Annotated in this window: 15 protein-coding genes; 7 read left to right on the forward strand and 8 right to left on the reverse strand. The window is 71.9% G+C overall.

Annotated elements, in window-relative coordinates:
• The first annotated feature begins 45 nt into the window (after positions 1 to 45).
• Positions 46 to 597, forward strand: a complete 552-nt coding sequence (locus EDM22_RS14445; RefSeq protein WP_170964149.1) for a ClbS/DfsB family four-helix bundle protein — start codon at positions 46 to 48, stop codon at positions 595 to 597.
• A gap of 22 nt (positions 598 to 619) precedes the next feature.
• Here the strand turns inward: EDM22_RS14445 and ku are convergent, their stop codons facing one another.
• From ku to EDM22_RS14460, 3 genes are all read right to left on the reverse strand, one after another.
• Positions 620 to 1,528: a non-homologous end joining protein Ku gene (ku, locus tag EDM22_RS14450; protein ID WP_122937792.1), complete on the reverse strand. Its 909-nt coding sequence runs from the start codon at positions 1,526 to 1,528 to the stop codon at positions 620 to 622.
• Positions 1,529 to 1,630: 102 nt separating this feature from the next.
• The gene (locus tag EDM22_RS14455; protein ID WP_122937793.1) at positions 1,631 to 2,107 is read right to left on the reverse strand and encodes a DUF4383 domain-containing protein; all 477 of its coding nucleotides are present in this window, start codon (positions 2,105 to 2,107) and stop codon (positions 1,631 to 1,633) included.
• Positions 2,108 to 2,172: 65 nt separating this feature from the next.
• The gene (locus EDM22_RS14460; protein WP_122937794.1) at positions 2,173 to 3,615 is read right to left on the reverse strand and encodes a glucose-6-phosphate dehydrogenase; all 1,443 of its coding nucleotides are present in this window, start codon (positions 3,613 to 3,615) and stop codon (positions 2,173 to 2,175) included.
• Between the two features lie 128 nt (positions 3,616 to 3,743).
• Here EDM22_RS14460 and EDM22_RS14465 point away from each other — a divergent pair, with 128 nt between their 5' ends.
• The 3 genes from EDM22_RS14465 (at position 3,744) to EDM22_RS14475 (ending at position 8,615) form a co-directional block, all read left to right on the forward strand.
• Complete coding sequence (locus EDM22_RS14465) at positions 3,744 to 5,561, forward strand: glycoside hydrolase family 15 protein (RefSeq protein ID WP_122937795.1); 1,818 nt, start codon at positions 3,744 to 3,746, stop codon at positions 5,559 to 5,561.
• A 37-nt stretch (positions 5,562 to 5,598) separates the two neighbouring features.
• Positions 5,599 to 8,196, forward strand: coding sequence for an ATP-dependent DNA ligase (locus EDM22_RS14470; protein WP_245989417.1), 2,598 nt, complete (start codon positions 5,599 to 5,601; stop codon positions 8,194 to 8,196).
• 65 nt (positions 8,197 to 8,261) lie between these two features.
• Positions 8,262 to 8,615 carry a DUF7882 family protein gene (locus tag EDM22_RS14475; protein WP_122937804.1) on the forward strand — a complete coding sequence of 118 codons (354 nt, stop codon included), beginning with the start codon at positions 8,262 to 8,264 and terminating at the stop codon, positions 8,613 to 8,615.
• A gap of 19 nt (positions 8,616 to 8,634) precedes the next feature.
• Here EDM22_RS14475 and EDM22_RS14480 read toward each other — a convergent pair whose 3' ends face one another.
• Genes EDM22_RS14480 through EDM22_RS14490 form a run of 3 tightly spaced genes read right to left on the reverse strand, consistent with a single transcriptional unit; the run spans position 8,635 to position 10,823 of the window.
• Complete coding sequence (locus EDM22_RS14480) at positions 8,635 to 9,606, reverse strand: DNA topoisomerase IB (RefSeq protein ID WP_122937796.1); 972 nt, start codon at positions 9,604 to 9,606, stop codon at positions 8,635 to 8,637.
• 10 nt (positions 9,607 to 9,616) lie between these two features.
• On the reverse strand, positions 9,617 to 9,889 hold the full coding sequence (locus tag EDM22_RS14485; RefSeq protein WP_122937797.1) for a DUF7218 family protein: 273 nt from the start codon (positions 9,887 to 9,889) through the stop codon (positions 9,617 to 9,619).
• Positions 9,890 to 9,941: 52 nt separating this feature from the next.
• Positions 9,942 to 10,823 (reverse strand): SDR family oxidoreductase, encoded by an 882-nt coding sequence (locus EDM22_RS14490; protein ID WP_122937798.1) that lies wholly within the window; start codon positions 10,821 to 10,823, stop codon positions 9,942 to 9,944.
• A gap of 303 nt (positions 10,824 to 11,126) precedes the next feature.
• Between EDM22_RS14490 and EDM22_RS19645 the strand changes: the two genes are divergently transcribed.
• Positions 11,127 to 11,291, forward strand: a complete 165-nt coding sequence (locus EDM22_RS19645; RefSeq protein WP_170964150.1) for a hypothetical protein — start codon at positions 11,127 to 11,129, stop codon at positions 11,289 to 11,291.
• 161 nt (positions 11,292 to 11,452) lie between these two features.
• Here the strand turns inward: EDM22_RS19645 and EDM22_RS14495 are convergent, their stop codons facing one another.
• Positions 11,453 to 11,944, reverse strand: a complete 492-nt coding sequence (locus EDM22_RS14495) for an SRPBCC family protein (protein ID WP_122937799.1) — start codon at positions 11,942 to 11,944, stop codon at positions 11,453 to 11,455.
• Between the two features lie 145 nt (positions 11,945 to 12,089).
• Between EDM22_RS14495 and EDM22_RS14500 the strand changes: the two genes are divergently transcribed.
• A complete protein-coding gene (locus EDM22_RS14500) occupies positions 12,090 to 12,293 on the forward strand; it encodes a hypothetical protein (protein ID WP_122937800.1) in 204 nt (67 codons plus the stop codon).
• A gap of 49 nt (positions 12,294 to 12,342) precedes the next feature.
• On the opposite strand, the gene EDM22_RS14505 is transcribed toward EDM22_RS14500, so the two are convergent.
• A complete protein-coding gene (locus tag EDM22_RS14505) occupies positions 12,343 to 12,666 on the reverse strand; it encodes a DUF7882 family protein (protein ID WP_122937801.1) in 324 nt (107 codons plus the stop codon).
• A gap of 247 nt (positions 12,667 to 12,913) precedes the next feature.
• On the opposite strand from EDM22_RS14505, the gene EDM22_RS14510 reads away from it, so the two are divergent.
• Positions 12,914 to 14,221 carry an extracellular solute-binding protein gene (locus EDM22_RS14510; RefSeq protein ID WP_245989418.1) on the forward strand — a complete coding sequence of 436 codons (1,308 nt, stop codon included), beginning with the start codon at positions 12,914 to 12,916 and terminating at the stop codon, positions 14,219 to 14,221.
• The last annotated feature ends 92 nt before the right edge of the window (positions 14,222 to 14,313 follow it).

Consider the following 14,313-nt stretch of genomic DNA (forward strand, 5'->3'; position numbering starts at 1 on the left):
CGCTCGCCGCTCGCCGCGGGGGCGCCGCGGTCCTACGATGTGCGGGTGAGCATCCCACAGCAGCGAGACAGCCTGATCGGCGCCGCCACCGCCCGGTTCGCACAGCTGGAGGACGAGCTCGACGCGCTGGAGCAGTCCGAGGCGGCTGCCGTGGGCGGCACGCACCATGCCGCTCCGCCGGCGCACCACGTGCTCGTGCGCGAGGCCGCGCCCACCGATCGCCGCGACCGCGACGCGACCGACGTCGTGAACCACCTGCACGCGTGGCACGTGCTCCTCATCGGCTGGCTCGACGCGGATGCCGCCGGCCGGAAGCCGGGGTTCCCCGCCGAGGGCTACACCTGGGCGCAGCTCGACGCGCTGAACCGCGCCCTCCGCGACCGGTACCGCGAGGACGGCGTGCTCGCCGACGCGCGGGAGCGCCTGCGCGGGAGCCACCGCGCGGCGCTCGCCCGCGTCGAGGCCGTGAGCGACGCCGATCTCTTCGAGGAGCCGCGCGATTGGGCGCACGGCACGCTCGCGGAGCCCGTGCACGAATGCCTCGGCGGCCACTACGAGTGGGCGCTCGGCGCGCTCGAGGAACTGCGCCGCGGCTGACCCCGCCGCATCCGCCGAGTGCTCAGCCGGCCTTCTTGGCGGTGCTCTTCTTCTTCGCGGCCGTCGCCGACGAGCCGGAGCTCGCCGACTTCTTCGCCGTCGATGACGCGGCCTTCGCGCCGCCCGCCTTCGCCGCGCCCCCGCCGCCCTCGCGCTTGGCCGCGATGGACTGGCGCAGTGCCTCCATGAGGTCGATGACCTCGCCGCCCTGCTCCTCCTCGGGCTCGCCGAACGTCGCAGCGGTGTCGAGCGCGTCGCCCTGCTCGAGCTTCGCCGCGATGAGGGTGCGCAGCTCCTGCTGGTACTCGTCGACGTACTGCGTCGGGTCCCAGTCGGAGACGAGCGACTCGACGAGCTGCTTCGAGAGGTCGAGTTCCTTCGCCGAGATCTTCACGGGCTCGTCGAGGGACTTGAACGCCGCCGCGCGCACCTCGTCGGCCCAGAGCAGGGTCTGCACGACGAGCACGTCCTCGTGCACGCGCAGCGCGGCGAGCCGCGTCTTCTGGCGCAGCGCCATGCGCACGATGGCGGTGCGCTCGGTGGTCTCGAGGGTCTCGCGCAGCAGCACGTACGCCTTCGACGACGCCGAATCGGGCTCGAGGTAGTAGCTGCGGTCGAACATGATCGGGTCGATCTGCTCGGTCGGCACGAACTCGACGACCTCGATCTCGCGGCTGCGTTCGGCGGGCAGCGACTTCAGGTCCTCGTCGGTGATGATCACCGTGCGTTCGCCGTCGTCGTAGGCCTTGTCGATGTTCTGGTACGGCACGACCTGGCCGTCGATCTCGCAGATGCGTTGATAGCGGATGCGCCCGCCGTCGGCGTCGTGCACCTGGTGCAGGGACACGTCGTGATCCTCGGTGGCGCTGTACAGCTTGACGGGCACATTGACGAGGCCGAATGTGACCGCCCCCTTCCAGACGGCTCGCATGCCCCCAGTACACACCCGCAGATGCCGCGAGCGGTACCCCTTGCGGCATCCGCCCCGCTTGCGATCGAGGGTGACGGATGCCGCGCCGGGCACTTCTGCGGTTCAGGCCGTTCGCCGCGTCGGCGTCGTGACCGGGCGCCCGAGGAACACCCCGAGCAGGATCATGGCGACGGCGAGGGCGAAGTGCAGCCAGTCGTCGGCCGTGTTCACCGGCACGAAGTTGGCGACGGCGTCGTCGGCGATGATCAGGCCGTACAGCCACAGCAGTGCGTACACCGCGCCGCCCCAGATGAGGTAGTTGCGGGCGCCGACGTGGGTCATTGCGAACCCGAGGCCGGCGAGGCCGTACAGGATGTGCACGAGGTTGTGGAGGATCGAGACCTGGAAGACGCCGAACAGCAGCGCGTCCGATTCGTGGCCTGCGAACTGGATGGTGTCGAGCCCCGTGGTCAGGCCCGGGATGAATCCCGCGACCCCGACGAGGAGGAACACGACGCCGAAGACGACGGCGACCTTCTGGGCCGGTGTCTCTGCGTACCGGTTGGTGCCGGATGTGGCGGGACGTGAGGTGGTGCTCATGATTGCACTCCCTTCCGATCCCGATGATCCGCCGCCGTGCGAGCCCGGAAAAGGGGGTTGATTCGTTACCGAGCGCCGTGCTCGAGCGCACTCGCCGACGCGCGGTCGCGGTCGCGGTCGCGTTCGCCCGGCTCGTCGAGGCGCCGTTCCGGGAGCCCGGCCCAGCCCGACGGGCCGGCGGATCCGGCCGGGTACTCCTCGAGGGGGACCCGACCCTCCCGCCAGGCGGCCAGCACCGGATCGACGATGCGCCAGCACTCCTCGGCGACGTCCCCGCGCACCGAGAGCGTGGGGTCGTCGTTGAGGATGCCCTTGAGCACCTCTCCGTAGGGCAGGAGCGCGCCGGGAACCTGGTTCGCGATGAGCGTCGTCTGCTCGAGCGCGAACGGATCCCCGCCGCCGTTCATCGTGAGCCCGATCTCGACCTCGCCGGAGCTGAGGTCGAGTTCGATCCAGTCGGAGCGGGGGCGCCCCTCGAGTCCCTCGATCGGCGCCGCCGCGCGGAACACCGCCCGCGCGACCTTGCGACTGCGCCCCAGCGCCTTCCCCGAACGGAGCACGAACGGCACGCCGCGCCAGCGATCCGTGTCGACGCCCACGACGACCTGGGCGAGCGTCTCGGTCTCGCGTCCCGGGTCGACGCCGGGCTCGTGGGCGTACGAGGGCAGCGCCCGCCCCTCGATCTCGCCCGCCACGTAGCGAGCGCGCCTGCTCGCGGCGACCGGGTCGCCGCCCCAGACGGACGTCTCCCGCAGCACGTCGGCGACGGCGTCACGCAGGACCACCTCGTCGACGCGGTCGATCGGCTCCATGGCCACGAGCGCGAGCACCGCGAGCAGGTGGCTCTGCACCATGTCCACGAGCGCGCCGGCTCGGTCGTAGTAGCCGGCCCGTCCCTCGAGGCCGAGTGTCTCGTCGTAGACGAGCTCCACGCGCTCGATGGTGCGCCGGTTCCAGACCGGCTCGATCAGGCGGTTGGCGAACCGGGTGCCGAGGATGTTCAGCACGGTGGCTCGGCCGAGGAAGTGGTCGATGCGATAGACCTGCCGCTCCGGCACGATGCGGGTGAGCAGTTCGTTCAGCCGGTGAGCGCTCTCGCGGTCGGTGCCGAACGGCTTCTCGAGGGCGAGCCGCATCCCGGCGGGTCGCTCGAGGTGCTCGAGCACGAGGCACACGCGTGCGGTGACCGCCGGCGGCAGCGCGAAGAAGACGATCGGCACGGCGGTGCACGCTGAGAGCAGGCGGGCGAGTTCCCCGGCGTCGGTCGCGTCGGCGCGCACGTAGCGGGTCGACTCCAGCAGGCGCGCGCGCCTCCCCTCGGGCACGGCGTCGAACGCGGCGGCGACGAGCTCCCGCCACTCGGCGTCGCTGCGCTCCTGCAGTCCCGAACCGATGACCTCGAGGTCCATGTCGTCCACCGCGAGGAGCGTCCCGAGTCCGGGGAGCAGCAGGCGCTTCGTCAGGTCGCCGTCGGCGCCGAGGATGAGCAGTGTCGCCGAAGCCGTCATGGGGTCTCCCTCCGCCTGCGGTGGCAGTGCCCGCGAGCGTACACCCCCACGCTAGGCCCCATGCGGCGGGCGCGGGTGGGGCGGTCGATGGGGTTGACAGCGCTCCTCCGGGTGGTCATCGTCGGACGATGACGGACCCGACCCCGATCGAGGACTACGCGCTCATCGCCGACGGTGCCTCCGGCGCCCTCGTCTCGCGCAACGGCAGCATCGACTGGCTCTGCCTCCCGCGCTTCGACTCGCCCTCGGTCTTCGGCGCCATCCTCGGCGGCCCCGAGGCGGGGCACTGGTCGCTGCGCCCGCCCGACCGCACGGCGGCCCCCACCCGCGAGTACGTTCCCGGCACGTTCGTGCTGCGCACCACCTGGCGTACCGCCGATGCCGAGGCGGAGGTGATCGACTTCATGCCGTTCCGCGACGGCCGGAGCAACCTCGTGCGCCGCGTCCGCGGGGTCTCGGGGACGATGCGGTTCCGCGGCGTGCTGCGGCTGCGGTTCGACTACGGTGCGCTCCGGCCCTGGGTGCGCCATGTCGACGAGGCGGGCGGACCGGCGCTCCTCGCGGTGGCCGGTCCCGACGCCGTGATCGTGCGCGGCGCGCCGCACCACCCGGTGGACGGCGCCCACGAGACCGAGTTCGAGGTCGCGCCGGGGGAGGTCGTCGACATCGGGCTCACCCGCTATCCGTCGCACCTCGAGCCGCCGACGCGCATCGACGTCTCCGACATCCTCGAGTGGACGATCGACTGGTGGCAGGACTGGGCCGCGCGCAGCAAGCCGCCGTCGCCCTACGACCGGGAGGTGCAGCGTTCGCTGCTCGTGCTGCGGGCCCTGACGCACGACGAGACCGGCGGGGTCGTCGCCGCTGCCACGACGAGCCTGCCCGAGGAGCTCGGCGGGTCCCGCAACTGGGACTACCGCTACGTGTGGCTGCGGGATGCCGCGTTGACGATCGAGGTGCTCGTCGACCACGGCTACCGGGAGGAGGCGGAGAAGTGGCGCCGGTGGCTCCTGCGCGCGATCGCCGGCGATCCGGCCGGCATCCAGATCATGTACGACGTGGAAGGCGCCCGGCGGCTGCCCGAGATCGAGCTCGCCCACCTTCCCGGGTACGCCGGGTCCGCGCCGGTCCGGCTCGGCAATGCGGCCTACACCCAGGTGCAGTGGGACGTGTACGGGGAGGTCATGGTGGCGCTGCACGGCGCCCGCACGGCCGGGCTGCGCGAGACCGAGTTCTCGTGGCCGCTGCAGGTGGCCCTGCTCGAGTTCCTCGCGTCGAACTGGCGGCGTCCCGACCGCGGGATCTGGGAGATCCGGGGTCCCGACCGCCACTTCACCCACTCCAAGGTGATGGTCTGGGCGGCGTTCGATCGCGGCATCCGCGGCGTGGAGGAGTTCGACCTGCCCGGGCCGGTCGACGCGTGGCGTCGGGTCCGGGACGAGGTGCGCGACGACATCCTGCGCAACGGCTACGACGCCGAACGCGGCACGTTCACGCAGTACTACGGCGGCCACGGCACGGATGCCGCGCTGCTGCAGTTGCCCCTCGTCGGCTTCCTCGACGCCGACGACCCCCGCATGCTCGGCACCGTCGCAGCGATCGAGCGCGAGCTGCTGCACGACGGACTGCTCCTGCGGTACCGCACCGAGACGGACGTCGACGGGCTCCCCGGCAGCGAGAACCCGTTCCTCGCGTGCTCGTTCTGGCTCGTCGAGCAGTACGCCGCGTCGGATCGGCTCGAGGAGGCGAAGGCCCTGATGAAGCGGCTCAACTCGTTCGTCAACGACGTCGGCCTGCTCAGCGAGCAGGTGGACCCCGTGCGCCGCGCGCACATGGGCAACACCCCGCAGGCGCTGTCGCACCTCACGCTCGTGCGTGCGGCCGACGCGATCGCGAAGGTCACGCACGGGCAGGCCGACGAGCTTCCCGAAGTGCGGGGCGAGTGATCGCCCACGGAGGAGCCCCGACGGGCAGGATGGGGTGATGGCGCAGGGGCCGTACACGATGGTCGACGTCGACGGACGTCGGCTGCGACTCACGAGCCTCGACAAGGTCATGTATCCCGAGACGGGCATGACGAAGGGCGAGGTCATCGCCTACGCCGCCGAGATCGCGCCGACCATGCTGCCGCACGTCGCGGGGCGGCCGATCACCCGCAAGCGCTGGGTCAACGGCGTGGGCACCCCCGACGATCCCGGGCAGGCGTTCTTCGAGAAGCACCTCGACGAGCACGCGCCCGACTGGATCCGCCGTGGCGTGCAGCACCACTCCGACGGCGACAAGTCGTACCCCATCGCGGGCGACCGGGCGACGCTCGTGTGGCTCGCGCAGATGGGCGCCATCGAGCTGCACGTGCCGCAGTGGCGGTTCGACCCGCAAGGGCACCCCGCGAACCCCGACCGAATGGTGTTCGACCTCGACCCGGGCGAGGGCGTGAGCCTCGCGCAGTGCGCCGAGGTCGCCCTGCTCGTGCGGGAGATCCTCACCGCGATGGGGCTCGAGGCGGTGCCGGTGACGAGCGGGAGCAAGGGCATCCACCTCTACGCCGCCCTCGACGGTGCACAGACGTCGGAGCAGGTGTCGGCCGTCGCGCACGAGCTCGCGAAGGCGCTCGAGGCCGACCACCCCGAGCTCATCGTCTCGAGCATGCGCAAGACCCTCCGCACCGGCAAGGTGCTCATCGACTGGAGCCAGAACAACGGCAAGAAGACGACGATCGCGCCGTACTCGCTGCGCGGGCGGTTCCGGCCGACCGTGGCCGCGCCGCGCACGTGGGAGGAGCTCGCGGATCCGGGCCTGCGGCAACTCGAGGCCGACGAGGTGCTCGCACTCGTCGCCGAGCGCGGGGATCCGATGGCGGCCGTGACGGCGGCATCCGCCGGTGGACCGCTCGCGACGTACCTCTCGATGCGCACGCCGGGCGCGACACCCGAGCCGATGCCGGCGTCGACGTGGGGGGCGCCCGCCACGGGCGAGCCGCGGTTCGTGATCCAGGAGCACCACGCGCGCCGCCTGCACTACGACCTGCGGCTCGAGCGCGACGGCGTGCTGAAGAGCTGGGCGGTGCCCAAGGGGGTTCCGGATGACGCGGGCACGAACCACCTCGCGGTGCAGACCGAGGACCACCCCATGGAGTACCTCGCGTTCGAGGGCACGATCCCGGCGGGGGAGTACGGCGCGGGCGGCATGACCGTGTGGGACACCGGCACCTACGAGGTCGAGAAGTTCCGCGACGACGAGGTCATCGCGACGCTCACCGGCCGGGTCGGGGGGCCGCTCGGTCGGGTGCGGATCGCGCTCATCCGCACGGGCGAGCGCGACGGCAAGGCCCAGTGGCTGCTGCACCGCATGAAGGACCAGCAGCCCGCCGGTCCGCCTGCGCGGGTCGAGGAGGGCGCCGCGGCTGTGCGGATCGAGGAGGGCGCTCCGGCCGTGCGGGTCGAGGAGGGCGCTCCGCGCCCGTCTCGAGACCGGACGGCCGCCGCGGAACTCCCCGAGGAGCCGCCGTGGGCCGCGGGTCTCGAGACGACTCCTTCGTCGGCTCCTCGACCCGCACGGGAGGGGGCGGCTCCGCGACCCGCCCGCTCCGTGCGTCGCGCGCCCGGCATCCCGGTCCCCGACGGGGAAGTGCCGAAGCCGATGCTCGCCACCGCAGGTACCGTCGGCATGCTCGCCCGAGGCGACTGGGCGCTCGAGTTCAAGTGGGACGGCATCCGCGTGGTCGCGCGCGTCGACGACGGAGCGGTGCGCCTCGTGAGTCGCAACGGCAACGACCTCACGGCCGCGTATCCCGAGCTCGCCGCCCTGCCCCGGGTGCTCCGGGCCGATGCGGTCGTCGACGGCGAGATCGTCGCGCTCGACGAGCGGGGTCGCCCCGACTTCGGGCTGCTGCAGCAGCGCATGAACCTCACGAAGCCGCGCGAGATCGCGGCGGCCGCGGCATCCGTGCCCGTCGTGCTGCACCTCTTCGACGTGCTCGAGCTCGCGGGCACGCCCACGATCGACGAGCCGTACTCGCTTCGGCGCGAGCGGCTCGAGCGGCTCGTGCGGCTGCGCGACGACGTGCCGGTCGACCTGCCGGACGTTGTCGCGGGAACCCCGGAGCGCGCTCTCGAGGAGGCGCGCGAGCGCGGGCTCGAGGGGCTCGTCGCGAAACGCGCCGCCTCGCCCTACCGCCCGGGGGCGCGCAGCGACGACTGGGTGAAGCTCAAGCTCTCACGCACGCAGGAGGTCGTGATCGGCGGCTACCGCCGCGGCGAGGGCACCCGCACGGGGCGCATCCGCTCGCTGCTCGTCGGCGTCCCCGACGAACACGGCGGCCTGCGGTACGCCGGTCGCGTCGGATCGGGGTTCCGGGAGCGGGACCTCGAGCGGCTCCTCGAGCGACTCCGCCCGCTCGAGACGGACGCGCCGCCCTTCGAGGTGCCCGCGATCGACGCGTCCGACGCCGTCTGGGTGCGGCCGGAACTGGTCGGCGAGATCGAGTTCGGCGAGTGGACGCGCACCGGCGTCGCGAGGCATCCGCGATGGCGCGGGCTGCGGCCCGACAAGTCGCCCCACGAGATCCTGCTCGAGCCCTGAAAAGCGCAACGCAAGCGTGACCGCGCGGATGCCGCGTCGTGCCCCGTCCGGGGTACGCTCCCATCGTGGGCACCCTCTACTACGGCGATTCCGGCACCCCCATCGGAATCGAAGACAACGCGCTCGCGCACCTCAAGGTCGCGATCACCACGAAGCTCCGACGCGGGGAGAGCTTCACCGTGTCGTGGCGGCACACCGAGGGTCAGCCTCGCGGCCGCAGCTCGCTGTGGATGCATCCGTCGATCCCGCTCCGGTTCGTCTTCGACGACCCCGAGCCGGCCGACCTCGACCGCGGCTGGATCGAGGAGCTGATGCGCTCGGCGAACACCGCGGGCGGCGTCACGCTCGACTCCGAGCACCTCGACACCGGTCCCATCCCCGCGATCGACACCCAGCCGATCGCCGACGACGCCGAGTAGCGTCGGCCCGCCCCCGGCGTCACGCGTCGTCGACGAGCAGCTCCAGCAGCGCGCGCTCGCGCCCGCCGCGCAGGCTCACGAGCCGCCCGTGCTCGTACGCGGCGACCACTCGGGGGTCCACGTAGCTCGCCTTCGCGATCGCCGGCGTGTTGCCGAGCACCTCGCTCGCGTGCACGATGGCCTCCCGAACGGATGCCGCGCGCGCCCGGGCGGTGCCGGCCTCGCCGAGCCGTGCGAGGTGGTCGGCCGCGGCGATGGTGCCGCGGAGGGTGCGGAAGTCCTTGGCGGTGAAGTCGCCGCCCGTGCGCGCGCGGATGTCGTCGTTCACCTCGAACGGGGCGAGCGGCCGCATCGCGCGTCCCGCCGTCCACGCGTACAGGCGGGACGCGGGCGAGCGCCCCTCCATCGCACCGAGGAATCCCGCGAGGCCGGCATCCGACAGCTGCAGGTCCTGCGCGATGCCGCCCTTCGCGCGGAACCGGAACCGCACGACGTCGTCGCCGACGAGTCGCGCGTTCCGCACGAGCAGTGTCGTGAGCCCGCGGCTGCGCGCCCCCGCGAGCGACTCCTCCGACCCGATGCGGATCGCGCCGAGGTCGAGGGTGCGAAAGGCGGCGGCGAGCACCCGCTCCCGCGGCAGCTCCGGCAGCGCGAGGTCGCGCAGCACGCTCCGCCGCGCGCCCGGCAGCGCCGCCGCGAGCGCCGTCATGCGCAGGAACTTCTCGGCGTCCTGCTTCTCGCGCCAGACCGGGTGGTAGAGGTACTGGCGGCGCCCGGCGGCGTCCACGCCCACCGCGAGGATGTGCGCGTTCGGCGCCTCGGCGATCCACACGTCGGTCCAGGCCGGCGGGATCGCGAGGTCCGCGATACGGGCTCGCTCGGCGCGGTCGGCCGGCGTGCCGTCGGGGTGGAGGTAGGCGAAGCCGCGGCCACGGCGCTGCCGGGTGAGCCCGGGTGACGCGTAGGGTTCGACGCGTCGCAGCCGCGGCATCCGCCCGCCCTCAGTGGTTGCGCAGGGCGTCGATGAGCTCGCCCTTGCGCTTGCGGCTGTACCCGGTCAGGCCGAGCTCCTTGGCGCGCTTGCGCAGCCGGTCGACGGTCCAGTCCTCGTAGTCGCCGGACTTCCCGCCCGTGCGACCCACGGCACTGCGGCCGCGTGCGGCGGCGGCGTTCGAGACGCGGGCCGCCTTCTCCTTCGAGGCGCCCTCGTCGCGGAGCTTCTCGTAGAGCTCCGGGTCCTTCAATGAGGACTGTCGTGAACGTGTTCCGGGCATCGTGTGCTCCTTCCTCTCCTCTTGTTCGCGCGCCCGACCCGGCGGAAGCCGGTCAGAGTCCCTTCCCGCCGGTGACGGGGAGGATCGCCCCCGAGACGTACGACGCGTCGTCCGACGCGAGGTACACGTACGCCCCGGCGAGCTCCTCGGGCTGGCCGGCGCGACCGAGCGGCGTGTCGTGCCCGAAGTCGGGCAGGTGGTCGGGCCATCCGGTCGCCGGAATGAGGGGCGTCCAGATCGGCCCGGGCGCCACCGCGTTCACCCGGATGCCGCGTGGCCCGAGTTCCTGCGCGAGCGCCTTGGTGAAGGCGACGAGCGCCGCCTTCGTCATCGCGTAGTCGACGAGCGAGCTCGACGGGTCGAACCCCTGGATCGAGGTCGTCGTGATGATCGACGACCCGGCCTGCAGGTGCGGCACCGCGGCCCGCGCGAGGAACACCGCCGAGTAGAGGTTCGTGCGCATGACGCGGTCGAAGTCGTCGGTGGGGATCTGGTCGATGCCCCCGCGGTTGCGCTGGTGCGCGGCATTCAGGACCAGCAGGTCGATGCCGCCGAGGTCGGCCACCGTGCGGGCGATGAGCTCGTCGCAGTAGCGCTCCTCGCGCAGGTCCCCGGGCAGGAGCACGGCGGTGCGGCCCGCGTCGTCGACCCAGCGCGCGGTCTCCTCGGCGTCCTCCTGCTCGGCCGGCAGGTACGAGATCGCGACATCCGCGCCCTCCCGGGCGAACGCGATGGCCACGGCTCGGCCGATCCCGGAATCGCCCCCCGTGATGAGGGCACGGCGGCCGACGAGCCGGCCCGAGCCGCGGTAGCTCTGCTCGCCGTGGTCGGGCTGCGGTCGCATGCGATCCGTGAGCCCCGGTTGCTGCTGCTCCTGTTTGGGGAACGGATCCGTCGTGTGCTTGGTGGTCGGATCGATCAGGTGGTCGAGCATGTCGGCCCTCCTCGGGTTCGAGCTCGTGTTCGGGTCATCCGTACGCCGGGTCACGCTACGCGAGGCCGCACGCCGCGAGCCAGCCATTGACAACGGGCGGTCGGACGCCCCGGAAGGCTCCCATCGGGCGGGAGCGCGGCCCCGCCCGCGAGTACCACGCCCCTCGAGTGGGGGTCAACCCCTCGCCGCTGCGAGGGCCGCCGCCGTAACGTCAGCGGCACGAGTCGTCCCTTGCGCCTCGGAGGCTCCGCTCATCAGCGGGAGCCGTCGACCGTCCACGAGACGGAACCTGAAGGAGAGATCATGAACATCCTCATCGCCATCATCGCAATCGTCGCAGTCGTGCTGCTCATCACCGGTGGTGTGGTGCAGTCGCTGAACTTCCTGCTGTGGGTGGGCCTCGCCCTGGCGATCATCGCGGTGGTCGTCTTCCTCGTGCGCTACCTCACCGGCAACCGCACGGTCTAGTCCGCGCGCACCACGCAGCAACACGAACGGGCGACCCTCGGGTCGCCCGTTCGTCGTCTGCGGGGTGCGGCGTGCGGCTCGCATGTACGAGGCGGATGCCGCGGCGCGGGGGGCGCCGCGGCATCCGCCGGCTCGTGGGCACGCTGAGGTGCCGTGGCGCGTCACATGCGCAGGTCGGGGTCGGTGCCCTCGACGCCGCCGTGCACCTCGCCGCGCCAGGCGCCGTCGGGAGTCTCGCGCTTCTCGACGTACTCCTTGAAGCGGTGCAGGTCGCGCTTCACCTGCATGTCGTCGACCTGCAGCGCCGCCCCGGCCTTCTCGACGAAGCCCTCGGGCTGCCACTCGATGGTCAGGTCGATCCGCGTGCGGTCGCCGTCGACGGGCCGGAAGTCGACTCGCCCGCGATGCGGGGTCTCGGCCGTCGTGCTGCGCCAGGCGACGTGGTCGTCGGGCACCTGGTCGGAGATGTCGGCGTCGAACTCGCGCTCCACGCCGCCGACCTTCACGACCCAGTGCGTCGTGGTGTCGTTGAACTGTCGTACCGACTCGACCCCGCCGAGGAAGTGCGGGAAGGACTCGAACTGCGTCCAGTGGTCGTAGGCCACGCGGACGGGAACGTCCACCTCGATGTCAGCCGTCACGGTCGTGCTCATGCTGTTCCTCCGATCGTGGGGCACGTCGTGTGCGCCCCGCGGGCCACGTTAGGCAGGGGCCCGATGCGATACGAGGGGGTTGCGACCAGCGGATGCCGCTGCTACTACGGGGGAGGGGGAATCCCCGCGCTGAAGGGGGAACCACATGGCCGACATCCAGGTCGGAGCGGAGCGCTGGTGGCCGCAGCTCTCGATCGAGGGCAAGCACTCCCTGCTGCGCGAGCTCGAGGGACCGCTCGACGAGCGCGTGCGCGAGGAGATCGCGGAACTCACCGGTGGCGCGGCGCCGGAGCGGCTGAGCGCCGCCGACGTGCGCTACATCGAGACGCAGATCGAAGCCGTGGACTGACGCGCTCGCGCCGGGGTGGCGCGTCGTCGTCGGTCACGGGGGTCGAGCGTCACTCCGCGTCGAACGGCTCGTCCTCGTCGGGCTCCGGCACGTGCTGCAGGCCGGCCGTGCTGTTCGCGGAGAGGAGCATCTGCTCGATCCAGAGGCGGTTGAGCTTCGGATGCCGGTTGCCGCTGAAGACGAACTGCAGCGGAATCGACTCGTGCAGCCACAGCGTGGTGCGTCCGCTGCCGTTCTCGACGCCGTGCTCCCACGTCATCGCGAAGCTCTCCGAGCGACGCAGTTTGTTGATGATCGCGATGCGCAGGTGGGCGAGGGTGCGGTCGTCGATCTCGAGCTCGCGGTTCGAGGAGTTGTAGATCAGCTTGCCCATGCCCGAACTCTAGTGCCGTGGTGGGCTCGTCGGGTAACTGGAGAACCGCGGAATTCTGCGGCGAATCCGACTTCTCCCGGGGCAGCGCTTCTGTCAAGCCCCTTCTGAGGGGGACAACCGTGACCGTAGCGTGTGCCGGGCCGTCGCCAGAGTGCCGGCGACCAACGAGAGAGGTGACGACATGCGGAGACGCCATGCGATGGCAGCCACGTCGGCGGTTGCGGCCCTGATGCTGAGCGGATGTGCCGTGGGGACCGGGGGGCAGGGCGACTCGAACGCGAGCTACGACTCGGGTGCCGACCTGACTGGCAACCTCACGGTGATGGGGTTCTCGGGAGTCGACGAGGTCGCGACCGCGCGGATGGACCTGGCGAAGTCCGAGCTCGGCGACGTGAAGGTGAAGCTCATCGAGGGCGACCTCGACATCCAGCAGTTCCTCTCGTCGGTCGCGTCGGGCAAGCCGCCGACGCTGCTGTACGCCGACCGCGACCAGATCGGCTCGCTGGCGGCCCGCGGCGCGATCGTGCCGCTCGGTGACTGCATCGACGGCGAGGGCATCACGACCGGTGACTTCGTGCAGTCGGCGATCGACCAGGTGACGATCGGCGGCGAGGTGTACGGCATTCCCGAGTTCAACACCGTGCAGCTGACGATGGCCAATGCGGACCTGCTCAAGGCTGCGGGGCTCACGCTCGACGACGTCAACGGCTCCGACCGTGAGGCAATGACCGCCGCGGCCACGAAGCTCGTACAGCGCGAGGGCGACAACGTCTCGGTCATCGGGGTCGACACCAAGCTCCCCGAGTTCCTGCCGTTGTGGGTCGAGGCTGCCGGCGGGTCGCTGCTCTCCGACGACGGGAAGACCGCCCAGCTCGATTCCGAGGAGGCCGTCTCGTCGCTCGAGTGGGCGGCCGACGTCTACGAGCAGCAGGGCGGCTTCAGTGCGATCAAGGCGACCCGCGACTCGGCCGACTTCTTCGGCGAGGGCAACCAGTTCGCCACGGGCTCGCTCGGCGCCATGCCGATGGAGCAGTGGTACCTCAACGTGCTGAGCGATGTCTCGCCCGACGCCCCGATGGCGTTCGACACCGTGCGCACGACCGAGGGCGAGCCGATCGCGTTCGCCTCCGGCTCGGCCTGGGCGATCCCGTCGGGCAGCGACAACCCCGAGGCCGCGTGCCGCTGGGCCCGCGTGATGACCTCCGTCGATGCCTGGCGCGCCGCCGCCGACGCCCGCGTGGCGCTGCGCGAGCAGGACGGGAAGCCGTTCACCGGCATCCTCACCGGCAACACCGTCGCCGATGCGGAGATCAAGGACATGGTGACCGAGGGCGGCGAGCCCTGGGATTCCGGTGTCGCGGCCATGTACGAGGCGAACGACCACACGGTCGCGCTTCCCGCGAACCCCGCTGATGCCGAGTTCGAGGACGCGATGCAGGAGGCGGTCAACAAGGTGCTGAACGGCCAGGCGACGCCGAAGGACGCGCTCGCCGAAGCGCAGAAGACCGCGCAGGCCGCCCTCGACGACGCGTGGGCCGAACTCGAGAAGCAGTGATGTCCACCACGACGCGTCCATCCGGCGCCGCCCCGGCACGCGGTCCGGGCAGGGGCGGCGCCGGCGGGCCGCTCGGCACGCCGCCGGCCCCG

It is taken from the genome of Agromyces tardus, assembly GCF_003710805.1.
Taxonomy (GTDB): Bacteria; Actinomycetota; Actinomycetes; order Actinomycetales; family Microbacteriaceae; genus Agromyces; species Agromyces tardus.

Coding starts and splice junctions, on each gene's coding strand:
- ku (WP_122937792.1), bottom strand. CDS start 1,528: ATGCGAGCCGTCTGGAAGGGGGCGGTCACATTCGGCCTCGTCAATGTG.
- EDM22_RS14455 (WP_122937793.1), bottom strand. CDS start 2,107: ATGAGCACCACCTCACGTCCCGCCACATCCGGCACCAACCGGTACGCA.
- EDM22_RS14460 (WP_122937794.1), bottom strand. CDS start 3,615: ATGACGGCTTCGGCGACACTGCTCATCCTCGGCGCCGACGGCGACCTG.
- EDM22_RS14465 (WP_122937795.1), top strand. CDS start 3,744: ATGACGGACCCGACCCCGATCGAGGACTACGCGCTCATCGCCGACGGT.
- EDM22_RS14470 (WP_245989417.1), top strand. CDS start 5,599: ATGGCGCAGGGGCCGTACACGATGGTCGACGTCGACGGACGTCGGCTG.
- EDM22_RS14480 (WP_122937796.1), bottom strand. CDS start 9,606: ATGCCGCGGCTGCGACGCGTCGAACCCTACGCGTCACCCGGGCTCACC.
- EDM22_RS14485 (WP_122937797.1), bottom strand. CDS start 9,889: ATGCCCGGAACACGTTCACGACAGTCCTCATTGAAGGACCCGGAGCTC.
- EDM22_RS14490 (WP_122937798.1), bottom strand. CDS start 10,823: ATGCTCGACCACCTGATCGATCCGACCACCAAGCACACGACGGATCCG.
- EDM22_RS19645 (WP_170964150.1), top strand. CDS start 11,127: ATGAACATCCTCATCGCCATCATCGCAATCGTCGCAGTCGTGCTGCTC.
- EDM22_RS14495 (WP_122937799.1), bottom strand. CDS start 11,944: ATGAGCACGACCGTGACGGCTGACATCGAGGTGGACGTTCCCGTCCGC.
- EDM22_RS14500 (WP_122937800.1), top strand. CDS start 12,090: ATGGCCGACATCCAGGTCGGAGCGGAGCGCTGGTGGCCGCAGCTCTCG.
- EDM22_RS14505 (WP_122937801.1), bottom strand. CDS start 12,666: ATGGGCAAGCTGATCTACAACTCCTCGAACCGCGAGCTCGAGATCGAC.